The sequence below is a fragment of the Lentzea chajnantorensis genome (assembly GCF_054300775.1).
The window spans coordinates 5,057,884-5,082,441 of sequence record NZ_JBSDZT010000002.1; the positions used below are offsets into that span (position 1 = coordinate 5,057,884).

18 protein-coding genes are annotated in these 24,558 nt (G+C 71.1%); 11 read left to right on the forward strand and 7 right to left on the reverse strand.

Annotation, left to right across the window (positions count from 1 at the left end; translation table 11 throughout):
• Positions 1-435 precede the first annotated feature (435 nt).
• Positions 436-2,169 (forward strand): ABC transporter ATP-binding protein, encoded by a 1,734-nt coding sequence (locus tag ACVDFE_RS24995; RefSeq protein ID WP_458432082.1) that lies wholly within the window; start codon positions 436-438, stop codon positions 2,167-2,169.
• 13 nt (positions 2,170-2,182) lie between these two features.
• On the opposite strand, the gene ACVDFE_RS25000 is transcribed toward ACVDFE_RS24995, so the two are convergent.
• Positions 2,183-3,286 carry a sensor histidine kinase gene (locus tag ACVDFE_RS25000; protein WP_360388457.1) on the reverse strand — a complete coding sequence of 368 codons (1,104 nt, stop codon included), beginning with the start codon at positions 3,284-3,286 and terminating at the stop codon, positions 2,183-2,185.
• A 121-nt stretch (positions 3,287-3,407) separates the two neighbouring features.
• Here ACVDFE_RS25000 and ACVDFE_RS25005 point away from each other — a divergent pair, with 121 nt between their 5' ends.
• On the forward strand, positions 3,408-4,583 hold the full coding sequence (locus tag ACVDFE_RS25005) for a winged helix DNA-binding domain-containing protein (RefSeq protein WP_458432084.1): 1,176 nt from the start codon (positions 3,408-3,410) through the stop codon (positions 4,581-4,583).
• 37 nt (positions 4,584-4,620) lie between these two features.
• On the opposite strand, the gene ACVDFE_RS25010 is transcribed toward ACVDFE_RS25005, so the two are convergent.
• The 5 genes from ACVDFE_RS25010 to ACVDFE_RS25030 all read right to left on the reverse strand — a co-directional run bounded on the left by ACVDFE_RS25010 (position 4,621) and on the right by ACVDFE_RS25030 (position 13,041).
• Positions 4,621-5,835 (reverse strand): cytochrome P450, encoded by a 1,215-nt coding sequence (locus ACVDFE_RS25010; protein ID WP_458432085.1) that lies wholly within the window; start codon positions 5,833-5,835, stop codon positions 4,621-4,623.
• Positions 5,832-8,228, reverse strand: coding sequence for an SDR family NAD(P)-dependent oxidoreductase (locus tag ACVDFE_RS25015; RefSeq protein WP_458432086.1), 2,397 nt, complete (start codon positions 8,226-8,228; stop codon positions 5,832-5,834). The genes ACVDFE_RS25010 and ACVDFE_RS25015 overlap by 4 nt, the downstream gene beginning before the upstream one ends.
• Entirely contained in the window at positions 8,225-10,303 is a 2,079-nt protein-coding gene (locus ACVDFE_RS25020) for a beta-ketoacyl synthase N-terminal-like domain-containing protein (RefSeq protein ID WP_458432087.1), read from the reverse strand. The genes ACVDFE_RS25015 and ACVDFE_RS25020 overlap by 4 nt, the downstream gene beginning before the upstream one ends.
• Positions 10,304-10,473: 170 nt before the next feature.
• Positions 10,474-11,682, reverse strand: a complete 1,209-nt coding sequence (locus ACVDFE_RS25025) for an acyltransferase domain-containing protein (protein WP_458432088.1) — start codon at positions 11,680-11,682, stop codon at positions 10,474-10,476.
• A gap of 132 nt (positions 11,683-11,814) precedes the next feature.
• Positions 11,815-13,041, reverse strand: a complete 1,227-nt coding sequence (locus ACVDFE_RS25030) for an amidohydrolase family protein (RefSeq protein ID WP_458432089.1) — start codon at positions 13,039-13,041, stop codon at positions 11,815-11,817.
• Positions 13,042-13,383: 342 nt separating this feature from the next.
• Between ACVDFE_RS25030 and ACVDFE_RS25035 the strand changes: the two genes are divergently transcribed.
• Genes ACVDFE_RS25035 through ACVDFE_RS25045 form a run of 3 tightly spaced genes read left to right on the forward strand, consistent with a single transcriptional unit; the run spans position 13,384 to position 16,600 of the window.
• Positions 13,384-14,925, forward strand: coding sequence for an HAL/PAL/TAL family ammonia-lyase (locus ACVDFE_RS25035; RefSeq protein WP_458432090.1), 1,542 nt, complete (start codon positions 13,384-13,386; stop codon positions 14,923-14,925).
• Positions 14,922-16,109, forward strand: coding sequence for a carboxylate-amine ligase (locus ACVDFE_RS25040; RefSeq protein ID WP_458432091.1), 1,188 nt, complete (start codon positions 14,922-14,924; stop codon positions 16,107-16,109). The genes ACVDFE_RS25035 and ACVDFE_RS25040 overlap by 4 nt, the downstream gene beginning before the upstream one ends.
• Positions 16,106-16,600, forward strand: a complete 495-nt coding sequence (locus tag ACVDFE_RS25045) for a phenolic acid decarboxylase (RefSeq protein WP_458432092.1) — start codon at positions 16,106-16,108, stop codon at positions 16,598-16,600. Before ACVDFE_RS25040 ends, ACVDFE_RS25045 begins: the two co-directional genes overlap by 4 nt.
• A gap of 10 nt (positions 16,601-16,610) precedes the next feature.
• On the opposite strand, the gene ACVDFE_RS25050 is transcribed toward ACVDFE_RS25045, so the two are convergent.
• Entirely contained in the window at positions 16,611-17,762 is a 1,152-nt protein-coding gene (locus ACVDFE_RS25050) for a histidine decarboxylase (protein WP_458432093.1), read from the reverse strand.
• Positions 17,763-17,801: 39 nt separating this feature from the next.
• Between ACVDFE_RS25050 and ACVDFE_RS25055 the strand changes: the two genes are divergently transcribed.
• The 6 genes from ACVDFE_RS25055 (at position 17,802) to ACVDFE_RS25080 (ending at position 24,511) form a co-directional block, all read left to right on the forward strand.
• A complete protein-coding gene (locus ACVDFE_RS25055; RefSeq protein WP_458432094.1) occupies positions 17,802-18,002 on the forward strand; it encodes a hypothetical protein in 201 nt (66 codons plus the stop codon).
• Between the two features lie 205 nt (positions 18,003-18,207).
• Positions 18,208-18,948 carry a glycine-rich domain-containing protein gene (locus ACVDFE_RS25060; protein ID WP_360388410.1) on the forward strand — a complete coding sequence of 247 codons (741 nt, stop codon included), beginning with the start codon at positions 18,208-18,210 and terminating at the stop codon, positions 18,946-18,948.
• Positions 18,949-19,322: 374 nt separating this feature from the next.
• The gene (locus tag ACVDFE_RS25065) at positions 19,323-20,453 is read left to right on the forward strand and encodes a cytochrome P450 (RefSeq protein ID WP_458432095.1); all 1,131 of its coding nucleotides are present in this window, start codon (positions 19,323-19,325) and stop codon (positions 20,451-20,453) included.
• 211 nt (positions 20,454-20,664) lie between these two features.
• Complete coding sequence (locus ACVDFE_RS25070; RefSeq protein ID WP_458432096.1) at positions 20,665-22,782, forward strand: discoidin domain-containing protein; 2,118 nt, start codon at positions 20,665-20,667, stop codon at positions 22,780-22,782.
• A 55-nt stretch (positions 22,783-22,837) separates the two neighbouring features.
• A complete protein-coding gene (locus ACVDFE_RS25075; RefSeq protein ID WP_458432097.1) occupies positions 22,838-23,269 on the forward strand; it encodes a hypothetical protein in 432 nt (143 codons plus the stop codon).
• A 207-nt stretch (positions 23,270-23,476) separates the two neighbouring features.
• Positions 23,477-24,511, forward strand: a complete 1,035-nt coding sequence (locus ACVDFE_RS25080) for a S1 family peptidase (RefSeq protein ID WP_458432098.1) — start codon at positions 23,477-23,479, stop codon at positions 24,509-24,511.
• The last annotated feature ends 47 nt before the right edge of the window (positions 24,512-24,558 follow it).

The following is a 24,558-nucleotide window of genomic DNA, read 5'->3' on the forward strand; positions in this document are numbered from 1 at the left end:
GGCGCGGGGTCTGCCGACTCCCCCCGGAACTATCGCCGGTCCCGCCGCCCGTGTGTCCACTCAAACCGGAAAACCGAGAAAATTACTCGTTTGTCGTAGCGACCGGGACGAAAAAGACCGACGAGGCGGCCGATCGGTTCATCGTGTCCGCCTATGACGAGTTCATCAACGGCTATGGCTGCGGCTTGACAACCGGGCAGGATTTTGTGCTGCTGCACGACATCCGGAAGCTCCAAAGCCCAGGACGAGCGATCCCAACGGGTTTGCTCCACCCCCCGGGTGACGGGCGTTGTCCAGCCATCTGACCGGTGCACCCAGCCGCGTCACCGGTGCCGCACGGTGCACCGGGGCGTGACGATGGTGGAGCCGGTCCGCGGTGGCGCTTCCGCCTGCCCGGACCACCCACACAGCCACAACAAACGGAGTCGTGTCACCGTGCGCACCCTGATCGACCGCACGACCTGGCGAACCCTCCTGGGGTATGCCGAACCACAGCGGCGCACCATCCTCTGTGGAGGGTTCCTCGTCCTGCTGAGCGGTCTCGCCGCCGCCGCGCTGCCGTTGGCGGCCAAAGCGCTGGTGGACCGGCTGGGCTCGGGGGAGGGGGTTGCCGGGCTGCTGGCGTTGCTCGTCGGCATCGCGCTGGCCGGTGCCGTGATCGCGATGGCCGGCGGTTACCTGCTCGAACGTGCCGCGGAGTCGGTCGTGCTGGGGGCCAGGAAACGGCTGGCCGCGCGATTGCTGTCGTTGCGGGTGCCCGCGGTGCAGCGCGCCGAGCCCGGTGACCTGCTGTCCCGGTTCACCGGCGACACGACGTTGCTGCGCGAGGTCTGCACCCACGCTCTGGTCGGGCTCGTCACGGGGTCGGCGACGACCGTCGTGATGGTCGTGATGATGGGGGTGATGGACCTCGTCCTGCTCGGCATCACCCTGGCCGTGCTCGCCGTGGTGGGGCTGCTCGCCCTCGCCGGGATGCCGATGATCGAGAAGGCCTCCCACGCCGCTCAGAGCGCTGTCGGGGAGACGGGCGCGCGGCTGGAGCGCGTGCTCGGGGCTTTCCGGACCGTGAAGGCCGCGGGTACCGAGGCCGTGGAGCTCGCCGCCATCGAGCGGGGTGCGCAGGACGCGTGGCGTGCCGGTGTGCGGTCGGCGCGGTGGGAGGCGCTGGTGCACGGCTTCAACGGCCTTGCGGTGCAGGCGTCGTTCCTCGCCGTGCTCGGTGTCGGTGGTGCTCGCGTCGCGACCGGGGCGATCCCGCTGTCCACCCTGGTGGCCTTCCTGCTGTTCCTGTTCTTCCTCGAAGAGCCGATCGGGCAGCTGCTGCACGCCGGCAGCAAGCTGCAGATCGGACTCGCCGCGGTGCGCAGGCTGGGCGAGGTCGAGCAGCTGCAGACCGAACCGGTCGGCACGGGCACCACCGCCGCGGCACCGGGTGCGGCCCGCGTGAGCTTCTCCGGCGTGCGGTTCCGGTACGGCCCGGACCTGCCGGAGGTCCTGCGCGGCGTGGACGTCGAGGTTCCGCCGGTGGGCCTGACCGCGTTCGTCGGCCCGTCCGGTGCCGGGAAGTCCACGCTGTTCGCGTTGATCGAGAGGTTCTACGAGCCGGACTCCGGCCGCATCCGCCTCGACGGCCGCGACCTCGCGGACTGGGACCTCGCCGAGCTGCGCGCGGGCATCGGGTACGTCGAGCAGGACGCACCGCTGCTGTCCGGGTCGTTGCGCGAGAACATCGTCTACGGCCGCCAGGACGCGACCGAGCAGGAGATCCGCGACGTGGTCGCGCACACCCGCCTCGACGCGCTCGTCGAGCGGTTGCCGGACGGGCTCGACACCCCGGTCGGGCACCGCGGCACCTTCCTGTCCGGCGGTGAACGGCAACGGGTCGCGCTCGCTCGCGCGCTGATCACCCGGCCGCGGTTGCTGCTGCTCGACGAGATCACCTCGCAGCTCGACGCCGCGAACGAGATGGCGATCAGGGACGTGGTCACCGCCGTCGCGAAGACCACGACGGTGCTCGTGGTGGCGCACCGGCTGTCGACGGTGACCCAGGCCGACCGGATCGTCGTGCTGGACGGCGGAACGGTGCGGGCCATCGGCACCCACGACGAGCTGGTCGGTCAAGATCCGCTGTACGCGGAGTTCGCCACCACGCAGCTGCTCAGCGGCTGACCCGGCGGCAGGCTCAGCCGCGGGCGGTGACCGGCAGGCTCAGCCGCAGCCGGAAGCCGCCGTCGGCGGTGGGGCCGGTGTGGAGCGTGCCGTCCAGCAGGGCGGCGCGCTCCCGCAGCCCGACCAGGCCGTGCCGTGCGCTGGGCAGCGCGAGGTGCGGCCGCGTGGGCGGGGTGTTGGTGACGGTCACGGTGAGGTCGGTGTCGTCGTGGCTGATCTCGACGGTGGCACCGGCGCCGGGTGCGTGTTTGCGCACGTTGGTCAGCGCTTCCTGGATGGTGCGGTAGATGGCGCGCTGCACCGGCGGTTCGAGGCCCTCGGGTGCGGTGCCGACCATGCGGGCGTCGATCGCGCTGTTCGCGATGAGGCGCTCCAGGTCGGTCAGCGTGGGCTGCGGGGTGAGCTCGGTGGCCGGGGTACCGGAGGCCCGCAGCAGGTTCACCATGTGCCGCAGCTCGTCGAGCGTGTTCACCGACAGCAGCCGCACGTTCTCGGCGGCCTTCCTCGCCTCCGGGTCAGGCGTGCTGACCTGGAGCGCCCCCGCCTGCACCGCGATCAGGCTGACCTGGTGGGAGACGACGTCGTGCATCTCGCGGGCGAGCTGGTTGCGTTCGCGGGCCAAGATCGCCTCGGCGTCGAGCCGCCGCTCGTGCTCACGGGCTTCCTTGACCTCCTCCAGCCGCAGCGCCAGCTCGTGCCGGGACCGCAGGAACTGGCCGAGCAGGACCGGTGCGAACGCGGTCATCGTGGCGTAGATGACGCCGAGCAGGGTGTAGGTGTCCCAGATGGTCGGAGCGAACTCCGACATGGGGAACGCGAAACCGGCCGCGGCGAGCAGCCAGCACCCCGCGAGCAGCCACCAGTCGCGGTAGCGGCTCGAGACCACGTACAGCGCGATGATCGTGGGGACGATCGCTCCGGGGAAGAGCACCGCCGGCAGCGTCGCCAGGAAGGCCGGCACCGGGACGCGGTGGACGAGCAGGAGAGCGGCGACGGCGACCGCGATGGTGACGATCCCGCCCGGGTCCTCCTCGCTGACCATGGTGAGCACCCCCTCGGCCACCGCGAGTGCGAGCGCCGCCGCGTCGACCAGCCACCGGGGCGGGCGGCGGCTCACCGCTCGGTCCCGTCGAGCAGGCCGGCGCGCTGCGCCACCAGGGCCGCCTGCACCCAGTCGCTCACCCTCATCTCCGCCGTCGCCCTGTTGCCACCCGCGCCGCACGGCAACGGTCTCCGCAGTGAAGGTCGACGTCGGACAACGCCGGGCTCGTCTCGGTGTCCGGCACCACCTGGCCACGGCCGCGACCACAGTCCAGGAGGCCATCGAGGGCGTCGTCGCGCTGCACGCCACCGACCCCGCGACGGTGTACCTCTCAGCGGCCGCACGGCTCATGCGCCCGGCCGTCGCGGAGGTTGAAGACGCGCTGTACCAGGAGCGCATCTGCTTGCGGCTGCTCGGGATGCGCCGCACGATGTTCGTGACAGACCTCGACACCGCGGCTCTGGTGCAGCACGGTTGTTCCGCCGACGTCGCGACGAAGCAACGGCGGCTGCTGGAGAGAGAACTCGGGCAGCAGGGACACCCGGAGAACGTGTCGGAACCGGCGACGTGGCTGACCGAGGTCGAAACCGCCGTCGAGGCCGCCCTGCACAGGCTCGGGTCGGCGACAGCGACGCAACTGGCCGATGAAGAGCCACGGCTGCGCCAGCAACTGCGGATGTTCGAGGGCAAGCCGTACGAGGCGATCGGCAACGTCACCAGCCGGGTGTTGTTCCAGCTGGCGGCGGACGGCCGGATCGTCCGCGGCCGTCCACGCGGCACGTGGCTGAGCACGCAGTACGTCTGGCACCCCTTGCGGGAGTGGGTTCCGGACGGTCTGCGGTCGTGGGAGCCCGACGCGGCGCGGACGGAGCTGGCACGGTTGTGGTTGCGCGCGTACGGTCCGGCGCCGGTGTCGGACCTGCGGTGGTGGACGGGCTGGACGGTCAGCCAGACCAGGAGCGCCCTGGCCGGGGTGGCGACGGCGGAGGTCGATCTGGCGGGCGTGCCGGGGCTGGTGCTGGCCGACGACCTGGAACCGGTACCCGTGCCGGAGCCGTGGGCGGCGTTGCTGCCGAGCATGGACCCGACGTCGATGGGCTGGCAGGACCGCGACTGGTTCCTGGGTGAGCACCGGGCGGCGCTGTTCGACCGCGCGGGCAACATCGGCCCGACGGTCTGGGTGAACGGCCGCGTCGTGGGCGGCTGGGCGCAGCGCGCGAGCGGCGAGGTCGTGCACCGGCTGCTGGAAGACGTGTCGTCGGACGAACGGGAGCTGGTGGAGGAGGCAGCCGGCCGCTGTGCGACCTGGCTGGGCGGGGTCCGGGTGACACCGCGGATGCGCACTCCGCTGGAGCGCGAGCTGGCGGCATGACCGCCGAGGACGTCTCGGCGGGGATCGGCTGCACGGCTCACCGCCGGGTGACGTCGACGACGAGCCGGGTGTGCCGGCGGACCACGGCGCGCGCCTGGCGCTGAGGCTGCTCGGCCTCCCTGATCGCGTCCACCCGCAGCGCCAGCTGCCGGAACGCGACCTCAGCGGTGACGAGTCCCAACTCGGCTCCAGCGCACCGGTGCGCGCCCAGCCCGAACGACAGGACGTCGCGTGGCCCGGTGTCCGGCGTGAGGAACCGGTCCGCCACGAACGAGTCCGGATCGCCGAACCTGCCGGGATCCCGGCCGAGCGCACCGAAGCACACGAGCACCACGCTGTCGCGGGCGACGGGGACACCGGCCAGTTCGGTGTCCTGCGCCGCGACCCTGACGCCGTACTGGACAGGAGGGTCGTACCGCAGTGCCTCCAGGACGAACGACCTCAGCAGTGCGTCGTCGTCGCGCAGACCCGGCAACAGGTCGTTGTGCGCCGCGAGCTGACGCAGGCCGCTGCCGAGCAGCGACGCGGTGGTCGCGGTGCCCGCGCCGAGCAGGAACACCAGGTTGCTGACGAGGTCCCGCTCGTCGATCTGGCTGTGCTCCCTGAGCGAACGGACGAGCGGAGCTTCGCTTCCCCGCTTCGCCAGGACCGTGTTCGTGATGTGGTCGACGAGGTGTGACGATGCCTCTTCGGCGGCTGCGAGCGCCTTGTCCGGCGGGTGCATCTCGTTGCGTTCCAGGAACCTGTCGAGCCAGCCGGCCACCCGTTCGCCGTCGTGCTGCGGCAGACCGAGCAGTTCGCCCATCACGGAGTCGGGGATGGTCGTGAACGACCGGGCGGCGTCCACCACGCCGTCGCCCTCGCCGAACGGCGCTGTGCCGGCGCCGGCGTGCCGCGTGATCATCGGGCGCATCCGCTCGACCTGGTCGGGGGCGAAGAAGCGCGCGATGAGGCGGCGGGCGGGTTGGTTGTCGGGTGCGTTGCGGAAGAGCAGGCTGCGGTAGAGCAGATCGGTCGACGGGACCGTGTACCAGGTGGGCCACAGCCGGTCGGCGTAGTGGCGGTCGGGTACGGGGAAGAGCCTCGGGTTCACCAGGACGTCCACGCACTCCCGGTAGCCGGTGACGAGCAGGCGCTGAGGGGTGATCGGCAGCACCGGCCAGTGTTCGACCAGCTCGCGGTAGTGGCGGTAGGGCGCGGTCCGCCCCTCGGGGGACAGCAGCCGCAGCAGCACGTCGTGAGGACTGGTCACGGCATGCCGTCCCGTCCGCTCAGCACGAGTCCGGACAGTGTCACGAGTGGACTGCCGTCGGCCGTGCCGGCGATGCCGTCGGCGACACCGTCCACATGCGTCACGTGCAGGTGGATGCCGTTCTTCGCCTGTGCTGCCAACGCGAGGTCATTGTGCCCGGTGTGCAGCCTCAGCTCGGCGATCGAGTGGGGCGTCGCGTACCGGTGCGGGGTGTCGATGGCGCAGGCGGTCTGCAACAGGGCGTCGACGAGCAGCCACGGTGTCCGGTGCGCGGCGAAGAACTCGCCGTCCGGGAGCGGGGGTTCCCAGCGAGCCGAGGTCGTGGTGGTCGTGAACCTGAGGTCGCGAACCTGGTCGAACAGGCCCGACATGGACATCGTCGCCGGCGCGCGCCGGACGCTGAGCTGACGGGGCCGGGCAGGCGTGACGGTGCTGTCGGTGGTGCCGCCGACCGGAACCAGAACCTCGACGTGGTGGACACGGCGGCTGCGATGCCCGGCCCGGAGGTGTGATCGGACGGTGACGCGCACGACGCCGGCATCCGGACCCGCCGGCGTGAACGACGCGGCCAGGGTGTACTTCGCAACCTGTGGGTCGACGGCGATGGGAGCCTCGAAGCGGACGTCCAGGAACCTGTCCACGACAGCGCCGCCGGTGAGGTGGCCGGTGACGGCGGCCGCGAGCTCCAGCACGAGCGCACCCGGCACGAGCGCGCGCGACTGCCGCACGTGGCCCCGCAGGTGTTCGTGCCGCGAGAGGTCAAGTCGCCAGACGGTGTCGTCCCGGTCGGTGTGGGACGGGCTGCCCACGTAGGGGAGTCCGGCGCCGTCGCCCACGAGGCCGGGGAACCGCGATCCCGCCAGCCGCCACTCCGCTTCGCCCAGCAGGACCGGTGCCGCGTGCCGCCCGAGGCGGTTCGCCGGCACCAGCGTGGTGAAGATCCGCTGTCCTTCGGCGTCGCTGATCAGGCCGAGCTGCCCGGTCTTCGCCGTGTAGTCGGTGAAACCGCTTCGTGGCCCCAGCCCGGACTCACCCCACAGGCTCCAGCCGATCGCGCACTCGGCGCCCGAGCTGCGGCCGGACTCGTACCGGGCAGCCGCGTTGAGCACGTCGTTGGCCGGTCCGTAGTCGATCTCGCCGGGCAGGCCGAACGCGCCGGCGACGGAGCTGAAGTGGCACCACGCGAGCGGTGCGGGGTCGCGGAACGCCGCCCTGAGGTTGTGGTAGCCCATGACCTTGGTGTCACGCACCCGCCGGAACGTCGAGAGGTCCTTGGCCCTCAGCCTGCGGGCGCCGCTGATCCCCGCGCCGTTCAGCACCAGGTCGATGCGGGGCGTCGTCGCGGTGATCACTGCCGCCGCGCGCCGGACCGCGGCGGGGTCCGTCACGTCGCACCCCAGGTAGTGCACCCGGTCCGCCCCGATCCGGTCGCGCAGGGCCGCGATGGTCGCACGCGCCTCCCGCGACCTGCGACAACGGTCGTAGGTCGCCCGCAGGCCACCGATGTGGGCATCTGGGTCCTCGTGGTGCCTCCTGCGCACGTAGTCGGCGCTGCTCAGGTCACCGATCTCCGCGGACTCAGCAGCCATGGTGTCCGGTTCGGTGCTGCCGAGCAGCCACAGCACCGACGGCGGAGGGTTCATCGCCTCCAAGCACCGTGCGGTGATGCCACGCGCGCCGCCCACCGCGACCACGACGGGGCCGGTGACGGCTGGGTCCTCGACGGCAGGTGACGGCTCTTCGAGCGGGAGAAGTCGTTCCTCCCACCTGACCGCCGGGGCCGATCCGGTCCGGTAGTAGGCGACGGGCAGGCCTCTGCCGCACCCGGACTCCGCGCGAAGCCGTGCCAACGCGGCAGCGAGGCCGACGTCGTCGGTGACCACGGCGAGCACGTGCGCCGCCGGCAGCTCCCACGCGACCGACTTCGCCATCCCGGTCAGCAGCGCGCAGTGCGGATGTGGTGTTCCGCCGTCGAAACGGTCGAGCACGAGGAGCGTGACCGACGAGTTCTCGTGAGCCGGGTCGGCACGCTGTTTCAACGCGACGAAGGTCGCCTCCTGCAGGGCGAGAAGACCCGGACGTGGCGCGTCGGGCCACGTGGCACCGCGCAGGGACGTGATCACGCACAGCTGGTCGCTGACCGTTCCCGCCGAGGTGACGAGGTTCGTCACCGCCTCCTCGTCCCAGGTGGCCGCGGCGTCCGGCACGAGCACGACCGTCACCTCGTGCGCCGCGATGGCGCGCACCTGGCCCGCGATCTCCGCGTCGTCGGTGAGCACCAGCGCTCCGGCGGGCAGCGGATCGCGTTCGGGGAAGCGGGCCACAGCGGGACGTGGCACCAAGCGGAGGTCGTACGGCCGCACAGTCGTCTCCACCGCGTCCGTGGCCGTCATGGCAGCGGTGGGAGCACGTGGACGGTCGGGCCGGACTCCGCGGAGAACCGTTGGGGCAGGGTGTCCCGCACGACGCTCCGGATGACGTCGAGCACCCCGTCCGCGGCGAGGTAGCTCTTGCTCCGGCGTGGCGGTGCCGCCGCGGGTGCGGACGCCAGTTCGGTTCGCACCCGTGCGAGCACCTGCCAGCCGCGGGCGGCAGCGGTTTCGGGACGGGCGAGCGCCACCGCGAACGCACCCTCGGCGCTCTCCCCGCCCTCGCTGACGACCGAGCCGGTGCTGCCGAAGGCATCGGTGTTCCACGCCATCACCAGCGCGAGATCGATGTCGCCCCGGCGCAGGTAGCAGCCCGCGGTGTGCACGGCGGCGAGCCCTGACGCCGCTCCGGCGTCGACCATCATCGTCGGCCCGCGCAGGTTCCTCCGGTTGCTGATCCACCCGAGTGCGATGGACGACATGTGTCCCACCAGGCTGTACGGGCCGATGGCTCGGCTGCGGTCGTGGAGCTCTCGCAGGTACTGCTCCGCAGCCGCCTTCTCCTCGCCGTCCAACGTCGCCGCAAGCCCGTCACCCAGGCACCGCACGGTGGACTCGACAGCCGATCTGCTGACGCCGTACCGGGCGCCGAAGACACCCGTGCGTTCCTCAAGTCCCTGCCACCACGGTGTGTCGTCCCCCGATCCGGCCAGCCGGCCCGCCAGTTCGGCCGCGAGCAGCTGACTCATGTCCAGCTGAGCCGCGACCTTGGGCACGATCAACGAGCTCGCGAACGGAGGAAGCGGGTACGGGGCCTCGAACCGGGTCGTGTCGGCGGGATCGTCGCCTCGGGACAGCCGGTGCGCGACCGACTCGTCCTCCGGCTTGCCCGGCAGCAACGCGCTCCACCGCACCAGCACCAGCTCGTCGCAGGACGCGGGCGGAGCGGACCGCACGGCACGGGTCCGCGTGCCGGGCGGGCAGAGCAGCTGATGTCCGTTGATGCCACCGAGTCCACAGGCGAAGACCCCGACGAACGACCGTTCCTCCGCCGCCAGCGGCACCGGTGCCGACGGCACCCGGACGGAAAGGGAGCGGGCGTACTCCGGCAGCGACGCGTGGTTGGGCTGCCGGGGCACCGTCGACCGGTGCAGGCCGATCGCGGCCTGGATCAGCGAGACGATCCCGCAGGCCATGCCGGTGTGGCCGAGCATCGCCTTGTTCCCCGTGACCCACGGCGTGCCACCGGCGTGGGCGGCGGCGATGGAGCGCAACTCCGTCGCGTCCCCTGCGAGGGTCGCGGTCCCGTGCCCGATGATCCACGAGACCTCGGCGCCGGTGACGCCGTTGACGTCCCCGGCCCGCGTCATCGCGCGAGTCTGGCCCTCCTGGCTCGGTGCGAAGATCGCTTTGCTCTTGCCGTCGCACGCGGCGCCGAACCCGGCGAGCACCGCGAGCACCGTGTCGCCGTCCCGCAGGGCATCGCTCATCCGCTTGAGCGCGACGACGCCGGCGCCTTCGGAGAACACCGTGCCGTCCGCCGCCGCGTCGAAGGCGCGCAGCTGTCCCGTGTGCGACAGCGTGCCCATCTCGCCGAAGTACACCTGGCGCAACGGTCCGTGTGAGCTCACGCCACCGCAGAACGCGACGTCCACCTCGCCGTCCAGCAGGTGCCTGACGCCGAGGTCCACCGAGTACAGCGCCGACGGGCAGATGTTGTCGGAGACGAGCACGTGCGTGTCGGGAGGGAGCAGTCCCTTCGCGGCGCGGACGGCCTGGTGGTGGGGGAGGAACTCGGTGTGTCCGCGGTGCGCGCAGGGGTCCGCTTGCGCGAGCTTCCGCCTGATCGCGTCGCGCCGGTCTCCCGGCAGCCGTGCCGCGGTCTGGGCGGCGAGGGCGTCCGCGGCGAGCGCGAGGTCCATCTCGTAGCTCGTGTCCGTGGACGAGGCGAGGAACAGACCGGTGCGGCCGGTCGGACCGGGCGACGTGGTCGTGACGCATTGATGCAGCGCACGACGCAGCCAGGACACCTGGAGGTCGCCGGCGTCGTCCCCCGGCGCCGCCGGAACCTCGCCGAACCGGGAGCTCGTACGGCTCACCCGTGTCGCTGTGGGTCAACCGCGCCAACGATTCGAGCCCGCGGAACCGGGCGGAGGGCCCGAACACGAGAGGGCCGTCCTGCGCGCGCCTCCACAACTCCTCGACGTCGTCGCAACCCGGCGTCACGACACCGGCGGCGACGACGCAGACCTGGTCGGCGTGCATCGGATCAAGCCGTTTCCCGCGCCGCACCGGCGTCCTTCAGCAGCTGGGCCACCGTGCGGACGGTGATGGTCGCGGGCGACTCGACCTGACCGAGCTCGACCGACCACCGCTGCTGGGCCTTGACCAGCACGAGGTGGTGCTGGAGGGAGTCCAGGCCGAACTCGGCTTCGAGGTCGACATCCGGGGTGACCATGTCCTCCGGGATCTCGAGCGCGGCAGCGTAGCTTTCGCGCAGGTAGGTGGTCACCACGTCGTCTGAGCTGGTCACGGCTGACTCCCTGGGGCTGGTGAGAAGAGTGGTCAACTGTCGGACATCGGTCTCGGTCACGCGTTTCCTGAACGGCGCCCACACCCGCGCCCTGCTGCCGAGGGTCTCGGAGACGAGCCGGGTCAGCGTGTCCTTCAGGCCGCATTCCACGAACTCCGCCACCCCCTCCGAGCTCAGCTCCGTGACGGCGTGGCAGAAGTCCAGCGGCCGCACCATCTGGAGCGCGGCGAGCAGGACGAGGTCGTCGTCGGCTCCCAGCGCACGCCCGAGCACAGGTGACCACACAGCCGTTTTCAGGGGCGCTGACCGGATTCCACGTACGGACTCCAGGTACCGTTCGAACGCGGGGCCGAGCGTGACGTGGTGCTGGGCGTAGGGGCCCGCGCGCAGTGCGGTCACCGTGGTGCCCTGCGCACGGGCGTGGTGCGCCAGCCGTTCGACCTCTTCCGCCGGGCCGGAGAGGATCACCTGCGTCGGGCTGTTCACCGCGGCGACCACGACGCTCCTGGCACCTGCCACGACCGCTGCCGCTTGGCGGGACGACAGCATGAACGCCGCGGTGGCGGCATCGGCGTTTGCGTGTGCCTGCAACGCTTTGGCGCGTTCGCACAACAGGCGGGCGCCGTCCTCGACGGTGATGCCCTCCGCGGCGACCATCGCGGTGATCTCACCGAGGCTGTGTCCGAGCAGGACGTCCGGGCGAAGCCCGAACTCCTCCAGGAGCACCCGGTGACAGCTCAGTTGTGCGTGGTAGGTCTGCATCTCGCTCAACGGGCTCCACGCCGTGGGCTCGGGCTCGCTCAAGATGGACGGCCACCCGAGGTCAGCCGTCACGGCGTCGATCCGGCTCGCGAGCTCGGCCGCGTGCCGTCGACCTGCTGCGTAGTGGGCGAACGGATCAGTGAAGAGCGATCCGAGGCCGGGAAAGACGAATGCGGTCTTCATGGAATCCCGTCATGTCGAACCTCTGCGCTGCTGTGCGGATCGAAGCTGACCTGTCCCGCTGGACGGTATGGCACCAGGACTCCGCCTTCCACGAGCCGTCCCATTCGATGGAACGACCCGTTCCGGCGTGCCTCACCGAACATCCGGATGGGCGTGCCGCTTGATGTGACCGTTCTGCATGACGAAGTCGACGTTCCCGGTGCAGCCGATGTCCTCGAAGGGGTTGCCGGGCATCGCGACGAGGTCGGCGAGCGCGCCGGGGCGGATGGTGCCGCGGTCGGGGGTGGCGAGCAGCGCGGCGGCTTCGGAGGTAGCGGCGCGGAGCGCGCGCAGCTCGCTGATGCCGTTGGAGACCATGGTGGGGAACTCGCGCCAGTTGTCGCGGTGGGGCAGGACGCTGGCGTCGGAGCCGAACGCGATCCGGGCCGCTGAGCCGGCGGGATGGGTGGCGCACTGGTGCAGGCGGTCGGCGTGCGTGCGGAAGGTGTCTCTGAGGTGGTCCGGCTTGTCAGTCCAGAAGTCGTCGTCGTCGAGGTGGCGCAGGCATTCGACGGTGACGAACTGGGTGGGGACGAGCCAGATGCCCTTGTCCGCGAGCACGGTGAGCGTGGAAGGGGTGGCGAGTGAGGCGTGTTCGACGGAGCGGACGCCGGCGTGGGCGGCGCGCAGGACGCCTTCGTCGTTGAACGCGTGGACAGCGGTGGGCATCCCGAGGTCGCGCGCGGTGGCGACGAGGGCGTCGACTTCCGCCTGGGAGTAGGTGACCAGTTCAGGGTCGTCGTGTTCGGAGCCGAACCCGCCGGTGCCGGCGAACTTGATCCAGTCCGCGCCCTGCCGTGCTTCGACGCGGACGGCCTGGACGACCTCGTCGACGCCGTCGGCGAGGGCGCCCAGTTCGACGCCGAAGCGTTCGCCCAACCCGGCGGACTTGTCGCCGTGGCCACCTCTGCCGGAGATGATGCGCGGCGCCACGATCATGCGCGGACCGTCGACGACCCCTTCGCGCTGCGCTTGCTTCAGGTCGACGGTGACGGACGGGGGTGCGCACCCGAGGTCGCGCACCGTCGTGAAGCCGTTGTGCAGCAGGGTCCGCAACGACGTCAGTGCCGCCAGGGTCTGCGCACTGACGGAGGTGTCGGGTGGCAGGTCGGGCACGACGTGGACGTGGCAGTCGATGAACCCCGGAACCAGGGTGCGATCGCCCAGGTCGACCACCTCCGCCCCCCGCGTCCGCGTCGGGCCGACCTCCTCCACGCGGCCTCCTGCGACGAGCACCGAGGTCCGCCCGGAAGGACGGTCGGCGATCCCGTCCCAGAACCGGTCGGCGACCACGATCAAGGGGTTCGTCGCGATTGACATCGATTGCCCTTCACTTTCACCGGTCGACTGGTCGCAGGGCCACTCTTTTGTGGGAATCCGCACCCGGAAAGCGCAGTCCCGGTGGACGTGTTGCTGCTGACCGTAGGCTCCTGCGCCTGTTCGAGTGACGGGTTTCCCTCCATTTCGATCTTACCAATGAATGAGGTGCTCCGTGGTGGATTAGCGGGCTTCCCGTGCGGGCATCACCAATTAAGGGAACTGTGCGGTTGAATTCCGAGCGAAATCGAATACGCGTGAATACCGTGGAGGACGACGGTGGAGGACACGACGGCCGGAGACCGGTCATTGATCTTGGGCGAGAATTCTCTCGACCCGCGAACGGTGGCAGAGGTCGCCTCCCGTGAGCTCCGCGGCGGGATACGGCTGTCCGACGGGGCGGCCGAGCGGGTCGACGGCAGCGCGGCGCTGCGCAGGGAGCTGGTCGAGGCCGGACAACCCCTGTACGGGGTGACCACCGGTTTCGGTGACAGCGCGCGCCGGGTGGTGTCCGCGGACAAGGCGGTGGAGCTGCAACTGGGCCTGGCCGAGTACCACTTGGCGGGGGTCGGTCCGCAGACCCCGCCGGAGGTGGTGCGGGCGGCGATGCTGATCCGGGCCAACTGCTTGGCCAAGGGCGCCTCCGGGGTCCGCCGCGGCCTGGTCGAGCTGCTGCTGTCCTGTCTGGTGAACGACCTGGTTCCCGTTGTGCCCCAGCGCGGTTCGGTCGGCGCGAGCGGTGATCTGACGCCGTTGTGCTACATCGCGAACGTCCTGCTGGGCCGGGGCGAGGTGGTGGTCGGGGGTGAACGGCGACCGGCGTCCGAAGCGCTGCGGGAGTGCGGGTTGACGCCGTGGGAGCCGGAGCCCAAGGAGGTGCTGGCGCTGATCAACGGCACGTCGTTCTCCTCGGCCTTCGCGGTCGTCGCGCTGCAGCGCGCCACCCGCCTGGCCCACGCCGCCGAGGTGTGCACGGCGATGGCCTGCGAAGCCCTCGACGCCGACCGCAGCCACTACGACCCCGTGATCCACGAGCACAAGCCGCACCCGGGGCAGCGGGCGAGCGCTGAAGCTCTGCTGTCGCTGCTAAACCGGTCCGGCCTGGTCGAGGACCACCCCGCGTCCCTGGGCGATGACGACCAGGTCGACGGCGACTACGAGGAGCTGGACCAGCCGATCCAGGAGCCGTACAGCCTGCGGTGCGCCCCGCAGGTGATCGGGGTGCTGCGCGACACCCTCGACTGGGTCGGCCGCTGGCTGGAGGTGGAGATCAACTCGGTGGACGACAACCCGCTGTTCGACACGCGCACGGGCCAGGCCTACAGCGGCGGCAACTTCTACGCGGGCCACGTCGGCCAGGCGATGGACTCGCTCAAGGTGGTGACGGCGTCCATCGGAGACCTGCTGGACCGGCAGGTCGCGCTGCTGGTGGACGAGCAGTACAACCGCGACCTGACCCCGAACCTCATTCCCCGCGTGGACGACGACGACCCGCACGCCGGGCTGCGCCACGGTTTCAAAGCCGCCCAGATCACCTGCTCCGCCCTGGCGGCCGAAGCGCTGAAGAACACCATGCCCGCCACCGCCTTCTCCCGTTCCACCGAGTGCCACAACCAGGACAAGGTCAGCATGGGCACCATCGCCGCCCGCGACGCGCACACCGTGGTGGAGCTGGTGGAGAACATCGCCGCGGTCCACCTGCTGGCCTCCTGCCAGGCGTTGGACCTCCGCGGCGCCGACCGGGCCGCGCCCGCCACGAAAGCCGTGCGCGACCTCGTCCGCGAACACGTGCCGCCGGTCGAGGACGACCGCGGCGTGGGAGGTGACGTCAGCGTCGTCGCACGACTGCTGCGCACCGGGGCCGTCATGCGGACCGGTGAGCGGTGAACGCCGGCCACAGCGCTCTCGGCGCGTCGACCGGCCTGCCGGAGGGCACCGGCGTGACGATGGGCGTGGAGGAGGAGTTCCTCCTGGTGAGCCGCGGTTCCCGGCTGCCGGTCGGCGACGCCGCAGCGGTGCTGGCCGGTGTGCCTCCCGCGGACCTGCCCGGTGAGAGCCGCGTGCTGCACGAGCTGTGGGACACCCAGGTCGAGGCGACCACCGGAATCTGCTCCGACCTCGCGCAGGTGCGCGACGAGCTCACCCGCAACCGCGCCGCGCTGCGACGGTCGGCCCGGTCACTGGGCCTGGAGCTGGTGCCCTCGGGACACCCGCTGTTCGGCGCCGAGACCGCGCCTCCCCGGTGCGACGGCCACTACGGGTGGATGAGCGAGACCTACGCCGGGGCCCTGGCCGACCAGGAGATCTGCGGCTGCCACGTCCACATCGGGCTCGGCGACCGCGAGATCGGCGTCGCCGTGCTCAACCACCTGGCACCGTGGTTGCCGACGCTGCTGGCGCTCACCGCCAACTCACCCTTCCGGCGAGGCCGGGACAGCGGGTTCCACAGCTGGCGGATGATGGTGCTGACCCGCCTGCCGGCCTCCGGCATCCCGCCGTGGTTCGGTTCGACCGCCGAGTACGACGCCGACCTGGCCCGCCTGCGGGAGTGCGGGCTGCTGCCCCCCGACCACGGCGGCCTGCGCCTGGCCCGCCTGTCCGACCACCTGCCCACCGTGGAGGTCAGGGTCGCCGACACCACGGCCACGACCGACGAGGCGGTGCTCCACGCTGCTCTGGTCCGCGGTCTCGTGCGCACCGCGCTGGGCGAGCTGGACGCCGGCCGGGAGGCCCGCCGCCTCGGGGACACCGTGCTGGGCGACGCGTTGTGGGCGGCCGCTCGACACGGCCTCGACGGCCCGGCCGTGGACCCGTGGAGCGGCACGCGCACAGCACCGGGCGCGATGGTGTCCCGCCTGTTCCGGCACGTCGAGGACGCACTGGCCGCGACCGGTGACCTCGACGAGGTGCGCACGCTGCTCCACGCGGTGCTCACCGGCGGCAACGGGGCCATGCGGCAGCGCCTGGCCGCTGTTCCGCACGGCGTGCCCGGCGCGCTCGACCTGCTCGTCCGGGACGCGGAAGGTGGGACACCGCCACCGGCCGGACCGGTGACACCACTCAGGAGGTGAGCGACGTGAACGACGCCCTGCTCGGAAAGCACCTGATCTACACCTATGACAGCGGATGGCGGTACGAGTTGTACGTCAAGAACGCCACCGGCATCGACTACCGCATCCACAGCGGGCCCGTCGGCGGCCGGTGGGTCAAGGACCAGGCCGTCCACATCACCCGCCTCGACTCCGGCGCCCACACCGTGTCCTGGACCGAACCCACCGGCACCTCGGTCGCCCTGGTCGTCGACCTGGAGCACCGCCAGTTGCACGGCGCGATCTTCTTCCCCCGCTGGGTGTGGGACGACCCCGCCGAGACCGCGTGCTTCCAGAACGACCACCTCGACCGGATGACCGCCCTCCGCGACGCCGGACCCACCTACCCGGTCGAGGTGGTCGACGAGGCCGCGCGGATCACCTTCGTCGACCAGCGGGACACCGACGACGACACCGTGATCGACCGCGCACCCGAGGACCTGCCCGACGGGTACGCCGACCGCACGCGGTGAACCGGCCGGCTCAGGCGCGCTGACCGGTCAGGTCCGCGCAGAGCTGGTCGATGAGCTCGGTGGTGACGTGGGGCATGACGGACAGGTGCGCGCGCCCGTCCACGTCGAGCAGGTGCCAGGCGCTCATCGCCTCGTCCTCGGGACGGTCGAACAGCACGACGTTGCCGCCGGGGAAGCGGGTCGGGTTGAGCCCCGCTTCCCCCAGGCGCCGGACCGCGTGCTCGGTGACCTCCAGGCAGTGCCGGACCCGTTCGGCGAGCCCGTCGCGTCCCAGTCCGCGCAAGGCGTACCACAGCAGCAACGGCGACAGCGCGTCCCGGGACCCGCCGATCGTGTCGTCGTCGCTGCCCACCGCCACCCCCGGCCTGCGGATCGCGTCCGCGTCCACCTCGCGCACGAGGACCGCACTGCTGGGCAGGGGCGACCCGATGATCTTGTGGCCGCTGATCGACACGCTGTCCGCGCCGTCGGGGAACGACCAGGGGCGGCGTGGTCGACCGAACTCGGCGAGCGGCCCGCCGAACGCCGCGTCGGAGTGGACGAACACCCGGTCCACCCCCGCGTCGGAGGCGGCCCGCCGGATGCCGGGGATGTCGTCGACAGCGCTCCTGCCGGTGGTGCCGATGGTGGCGACCACGACCGCCGGCACGCCTCTGCTGCCGATCTCGTGCCCGAGCGCGGCGAGATCCAGCACGCCGCGCTCGTCGACGTCCACCGCCACGTAGGGCATGCGCAGGAGCTTCGCGATCTTCGGCATGGAGTAGTGCGCCTCGCGCGAGGCGAACAGCACGCCGTCCGGGTACCGCTCACGCGCCACGTAGGCCGCGAACAGGTTCGCCTCCGTCCCGCCGTGCGCCAGGTGACCGAACACCTCGTCCGGTGACCCGCCGGCGAGCTCGACGAAGAACGTCATCACCGCCTGTTCGAACGGCTTGGTGTCGAGCCCGTACTCGCTCGCCTGGTCAGGGCTGCCCGCGTTGTTGAGGTGCATCGACAGGAACGGGGCCAACGGGCCGTAGTCGAACTCCAGGTTGACCGGAAAACCGGTCATGTGCCGGGAACGCTCTTGGACCGAGGCCGCGAAGCGCTGCAACAGTTCGACGTCCGCGCCTCGGCGGGCGTCGCCGTGCACCGGGATCCGCAGTTCTTCCGGTGAGAACACGAAGACCACCTATTGGGCAGGAGCACCGTCGTCACCGCCGTGCTGCCCGCGCTCGCCCTGCGGCGGCAGACGATGTCGTTTCCGACATGGACCGTGTTCCATCATGCCGGGCGGACGACGGCCACCGTCAGCGCGAAACAGGTGAAATTCGATCCGCCCGTTCACGGACGCGGCTTCACACACCTGCGGCGCCGCGGCGAGGAATGGGCGACCCGTTGCTCCTCGCGGGTGAACCGCTGACCAGACGCTGTCCCGGCTGGGGTGTCCACTTCTGGTCCGAGCCGTTCCGCGCCCTTCTTCGTTCGCGATCGAGGTGGAATCTCGACTTTCGCCGGAAATTGGAATAGATCGACACCGGGGTGCGAGCTTCACCTAATCGAACCTGTTGTTCCCGGTGCGTTCCGAGTACGAATGAACACCGCCACTCGCAATCTTTGGAGGATTCATGTCACCTGTCGACTCAGCCGGCCGCTCGTTCACCCGAAGAGGGCTGGCAGCAGCGGCGCTGACAGCGTTGTTGCTGCCGTTGACCGCGCCGGCGCCCGCTCACGCGGCGTTGGTCAACACCTACACCAACCCCGGCAACTTCACCTTCACCGTGCCGGCCGGAGTCACCGCCGTCACCGTGCACGTCGTCGGGGCAGGCGGCGGGGGCGGTGGCAGTGGTTGGGGGTTCTTCCCCGTGCCCGGACCCGGTGGTGGCGGCGGCGGAGGCGGGGCGAACGCGACCTGCACGCTGGCCGTCACCGCGGGTGCCGTCCTGAAGATCTCGGTCGGTGCGGGGGGCACCGGAGGCGGTCCGCGCGAGGGCGTCTACCAGGCCAAGGCCGGCGCGTCCGGCGGGAGCTCCGGCATCACCATCGGCACGACCGTGCGGGCCAACGGTGGCGGCGGTCAGGGCGGGCAGGGCTCCCTGGGCGACAACACTGGCGGAGTCGGGGGCAACGGGAGCAGCTCGGCGAGCTGCAGCGGCACGGTGGTCACCACAACCCCCGGCGCTGCTGGTGCCACCGGAGGCAACGGTGTGCTGAGCAGCGGCGGAGGCCCAGGCGGTGCGCCCGGTTCGACGGTGCCCGCCGAATGCGCGGCCGGCACCGGACGAGGGGGCAACGGCGCCAACGGCGGTGTGTTCAACGGGTTCACCGGCGACGTCGGCAGCAACGGCTGCGTCGTCCTCAGGTACTGATCCGGCTTTGTCCGGACGAGGCCGCTGACCCTTCTTCCTCGCCGGTGTGGGGCCAGCGGCAGGCCTGACTGATCAGATCCGGTGCGGTAGGCGGGTGCCGGAGGAGTTGAGCACCGTGCCGCCTGCGTCCACTCGGTCGAACAGCTCGGCCGGAACACCGCAGTGCCTCGTTTGTCGCAATGCCAGCCTGTTGACTGCGGGTAATCGCCCGAGAACACTGAGTGTTCCCGAGGTGAGGAGTGGTGTGGTGAAACTGCTGAAGAGGATTGTCCGTCGTCGCTTCGCCAAGCCCGGTTACTACGCCTACCCGGCGGTGTGATCCGGTCCTGTTTCCGGGCCGTCCGCTCGGGCGGCCCGGACCGGGAGCCGTCCGCGTGAGAGACCCGCGGCAGGCGTTGACCGCCGTGGCGCGGTCCGGGGGTGGCGTGGTCGAGCTGCGGCCCGGTACGTGGCTGGTGACCGATCCCGCCACCACCGAGCGCCTGCTGGCGAGCCGGCACGCCCTGACCGCCAGGACCGAGCAGGGCGCGGATGTCATCTCCTGGGGCGAGGACGGCCTGGAGCGGTGGATGGCGGCCCGCCGCGCCATGCGCCCAGGACTGACCGCGGCTGCCGCTGCCCGGTTCGAGCCGACCACCGGCTCGTACGCCCGACGGGCCGTCACCGGGTGGGCGTCGATGACGAGCATCGACGCGATGGCCGAAGCCACCCGCCTGATGGCGGCGGTCAACACCCACTACGTCCTGGGCGAACCGGCGCCGGTCATCACCGCCCTCGTCGGGAACGAGCTGTCGACCGCGCAGCGGACCCGTTTCCCCGTGTCCCGCCGGTTGCCGCGCAGGCAGCTCGCCACGTACACCGCCCTGCGCACCCACCTGCGCGACCAAACGCCGGCCAGAGGACTCGTCGCTGACCTGACCACCGCGGGACTGGACGAGCGGAGCACCACGCTGGCGGTGCGGGCCATGCTGCTGTCCAGCCACCACGTTCCCGCCGCCGCCTTGGCGTGGGCGCTGCACGAGCTGTCCCGGTGTCCCGATCTCCAGCGGAGGGTCCGCGACGAGGCCACCGCACTTCCGGACCCTGGCGCCGCTGACCTGCCCCTGTGCCGGGCGGTCGTCAGGGAAACCCTGCGCCTGCACCCGCCGATCTGGCAGCTGCGGCGCGTCCTGGACGCCCCCGTCCCCGGCTTCCCGGCCGGCGCCGAGGTGCTGTTCAGCCCGTACCTCAACCACCGCGACCCGGCAGTCCACCTCGACCCGGACCGGTTCGACCCCCACCGGTGGACCTCCGCTCCGCGCCCTTCCCCTGGCTCCTACCTGCCCTTCGGGCTGGGGCACCGCTTCTGCCCCGGCTCCCACCTGGCCACCGCCGAACTCACCGTCGTCCTCGCCGCGGTCCTCGCAGGTCACCACGTCCTGCCGCGCCAGACGCCCAAGCCGCTGCGAGGTGTCCTGAACGCACCGCACCGCCTGCGTGTGGCCCTGGTTCCGCGTCCCCGGTGAATCGGTGTTGTCGAAGTTCTTGGTCGCCTGTCCTCCTGCTCACGCGGATGATGACTGGAGAGCGCTCTCCCAAACAGCGTCCCGCTGGGCGCCGGGAAGTGTCAAGAGGGCTCGTTGACATCGCTGACCTGCGTTCGTAACATTCGTCGGCAGGGGCTGTGAGAGCGCTCTCCCGCATCTCTCATCCCCAGTCGACCCTGCAGGAGACGCAATGTCCCGCCTCCGCTCCATCGGCACAGTCATCGCCGTAGTCGTAGGACTCGCAGTCGTGCCGGGCCCGGTCAGCGCCGCGCCCTCACTGCTGTCCCAGGGAAAACCCGCCACCGCCTCGTCGACGGAGGGCGCGGGCACCCCGGCATCCGCTGCTGTCGACGGTGACGCCGGCACTCGCTGGTCCAGCGCGTGGAGCGACCCGCAGTGGCTGCGGGTCGACCTCGGCGCGTCCTCGTCCATCACCCGCGTCGAGCTCGACTGGGAGGGTGCCTACGCCACGGCATTCGAGATCCAGGTCTCCGCCACCGGTGACGCGTGGACGCCGGTCCGCTCGGTCACCGGTGGCACCGGCGGCCGGCAGGGCTTCGACGTCAGCGGCACCGGCCGGTACGTCCGGGTCCACTCGACACAGCGCGCCAACGGTTACGGCGTCTCGCTGTGGGAGTTCCGGGTGTTCGGCGAGCAGGGTTCCACCCCGCAGCCGGGCACCGGGGTGCGGGTGACCGGCTCGCAGGGCAACTGGCAGCTCACCGTGAACGGCCGGCCGTGGACGGTGAAGGGCCTGACGTGGGGCCCGCCCGCCGCGGACGCCGCGCGGTACATGCCGGAGCTGAAGTCCATGGGCGCCAACACGTTGCGCACCTGGGGCACGGACGCCTCCACCCGCCCGCTGCTGGACGCGGCGGCGGCGAACGGGCTGCGCGTGATCAACGGCTTCTGGTTGCAGCCCGGTGGCGGTCCCGGTTCTGGCGGCTGCGTCAACTACGTGACCGACGCGCAGTACAAGGCGGACACGCTCGGCCAGATCCGGCAGTGGGTCACGACCTACCGGGACCACCCCGGCGTGCTGATGTGGAACGTGGGCAACGAGTCCATCCTCGGGCTGCAGAACTGCTACTCCGGCGCCGAGCTGGAGAACCAGCGCGTCGCCTACACCAAGTACGTCAACGAGGCCGCCCGCGCGATCCACGCGATCGACGCCAACCACCCGGTGACCAACACCGACGCCTGGACCGGTGCGTGGGTGTACCTGAAGGCCCACGCACCCGACCTCGACCTGTACGCGGTCAACTCCTACGGCAACGTCTGCAAGGTGCGGCAGGACTGGGTCGGCGGCGGCTACACCAAGCCGTACATCCTCACCGAGGCCGGCCCGGCCGGTGAGTGGGAGGTCCCCAACGACGCCAACGGTGTTCCGGCCGAGCCCACGGACGTCCAGAAGCGCGACGGCTACACCCAGGCGTGGAACTGCATCACCGGCCACACCGGCGTTTCCTTCGGCGGCACGCTGTTCCACTACGGCACCGAGTACGACTTCGGCGCCGTGTGGTTCAACCTGACCCCGGCGGGCAAGAAGCGGCTGTCGTTCTACTCGGTGCAGCGCGCGTTCGGCGGTGCGACGCCGGCGAACACCCCGCCAGTGGTCTCCGCGATGACCGTCCCGCAGACCGTCGCCGCCGGTGCGCCGCTCACGATCGACGTTGCCGCGTCAGACCCAGACAGGGACGCCATCGCCTGGTCGGCGGCGTTCAACAGCAAGTACGTCGACAACAGCGGCGGCCTCGCGAACGCGCCGGTGCGGGTGAACGGCAACCGGCTGACCGTGACCGCACCCGACCGGCTCGGCGTGTGGAAGGTCTACGTGATCGCCGAGGACGGCCGCGGCAACATCGGCATCGAGACGAGGTCCGTCCGGGTCGTGGCACCGCAGCCCGCCGGGGTGGACGTCGCGCGGGGCAAGGCGGTCACCGCGTCGTCGTACCAGCAGGTCGGTGACGGCGCCCCGTTCCCACCGGCCAACGCCGTCGACGGCAACGGCGCGACCCGCTGGGCCACCGACTGGGCCGACCCGCAGTGGCTGCGCGTCGACCTCGGCGCGGTGACGACGTTCCAGCACGTGCAGCTGGTGTGGGAGGGCGCGTTCGGCCGGGCGTACGAGGTCCAGGTGTCCGACGACGGCACGAACTGGCGTTCGGTGTACGGCACGACCACCGGCAACGGCGGCGTGGACTCGATCGACATCACCGCGACCGGGCGGTACGTGCGGCTGTACGCCACCCAACGCGGAACCGGCTGGGGTTACTCGCTCTACGAGCTGGGCGTCTACCGCAGGTGATGCCCGGCGCACCGAACCGGCCCACGGCACCACGTGATCCGGTTAAGGTGCCGGAATGGCGGAGAGCGGATTCGTCGAGATCCACGGGGCCAACCGGGGCAACAACGTGTTCCTGCACCTGTTCGCCGTGGCGTTGATGCTCACCGGACCGATCGTCTACGCGGCCAACGACGGCGGCACCGTCGGCATCGTGCTCACCGCGGTGCTGGTGCCGCTGGGCATCTCCGTGTGGCGCGGGATCGGGCGGGCCAAGCGGCGGCTGCTGCGGCTGGACGAGGTGGGTCTGCCCGCGACCGCCCACGTGCTGACCATGGAGCCGGTCAGCGAGGACGCCACGGTCCGCGTCCGGCTCTGGATCAGCGGCCCCGATGTGCCCGGCTTCGTGGCCGAACACGACGCCAGGTACGACCCGAGCCTGCGGCCGGGCAACGAGCTGGCCGCGACGGTCGACCCCGACGACCACCACGACTTCGAGCTTGACTACTAGGGCTGGGCACGGCCGGAAGCACAGCGGAATGGCATTCTTGAAAGCGCTAATACTATTTTCCGCCCTTTGCGGCTTGACGCTCTCGCTGATCTCGTGACCTGCGGGAAATAAATATTATCGTCTGGACGTCCCTCTTTTGGTCGAGCACTCTGCTGTGCACACCCGGCGCGCCGCCCGCCGTCCGTCGAGAACAGCCGAGGAGAGACGATGAACGGTTGCACCGCCGCCCTCAAGCTGGCATCGGTCGTGGCCCTGGCAGCCGGTCTGGCCGTGACCGCGCCCGTCGCGCACGCCGCACCCGATCCCGGTCAGCTGGCTGACGTCCTCGCAGACCGGCTCGGAGCCGCGAGCGCCGGGTCCTACGTGGACGGGGGAGGAAGACTCGTCGTCACGGTGACCGACCGGGCCGCGGCGGACACCGTCACCGCGACCGGTGCGCGTGCCGAGATGGTCAAGCACAGCGCGGCGACTCTCGGTGCCAGCGCCGCCGTCCTGGACCGCACGGCGCGGATTCCCGGCACCTCCTGGGGGATCGACCCCGCGACCAACCAGGTCGTGGTGTCCGCCGACGCGACCGTCACCGGCTCCGCGCTCACCCGGCTGAGGTCCGTGGTCGGCGGTCTCGGCGACACGGCGCGGCTGGAGCAGGTCGGCGGCTCGTTCCGGCCCACCATCACCGGCGGTGACGCCATTCTCGGCGGTGGCGTGCGGTGCTCGCTCGGGTTCAACGTCAAGACGCCCGGCACCAGCACCGCCTACCTGCTGACCGCCGGTCACTGCGGCAACCTCACGTCCACCTGGAGCACCTCCGGCGGTCAGGTCGTCGCGTCCCGCACGGGAACCAGCTTCCCCGGCAACGACTACGCCCTGTTCCGCTACACCAGCGGCATCAGCCGGCCCGGCTCGGTCAACCTGTACAACGGCTCCCAGCGCGACATCGCCCGCGCCGGCGACCCCGTGGTGGGGCAGACCGTCGGCCGCAGCGGCAGCACCACCGGGTTCCACCGGGGCAAGGTCACCGGCCTGAACGTCACGGTGAACTACGCGGACGGCACCACCGTGACCGGCATGATCGCGACGACGGTCTGCGTCGAGGGCGGCGACAGCGGGGGGCCGCTGTTCGCCGACAACACCGCACTCGGCCTGACCTCGGGTGGCAGCGGCAACTGCGCCAGCGGCGGCCGGTCGTTCTACCAGCCCGTCACCGAAGCCCTCCGTGCCTACGGCGTGGCGATCTACTGACGTCCGCCGTCACTCCACAATGGATTCTTCAGCGTCGAGGAGCGTTC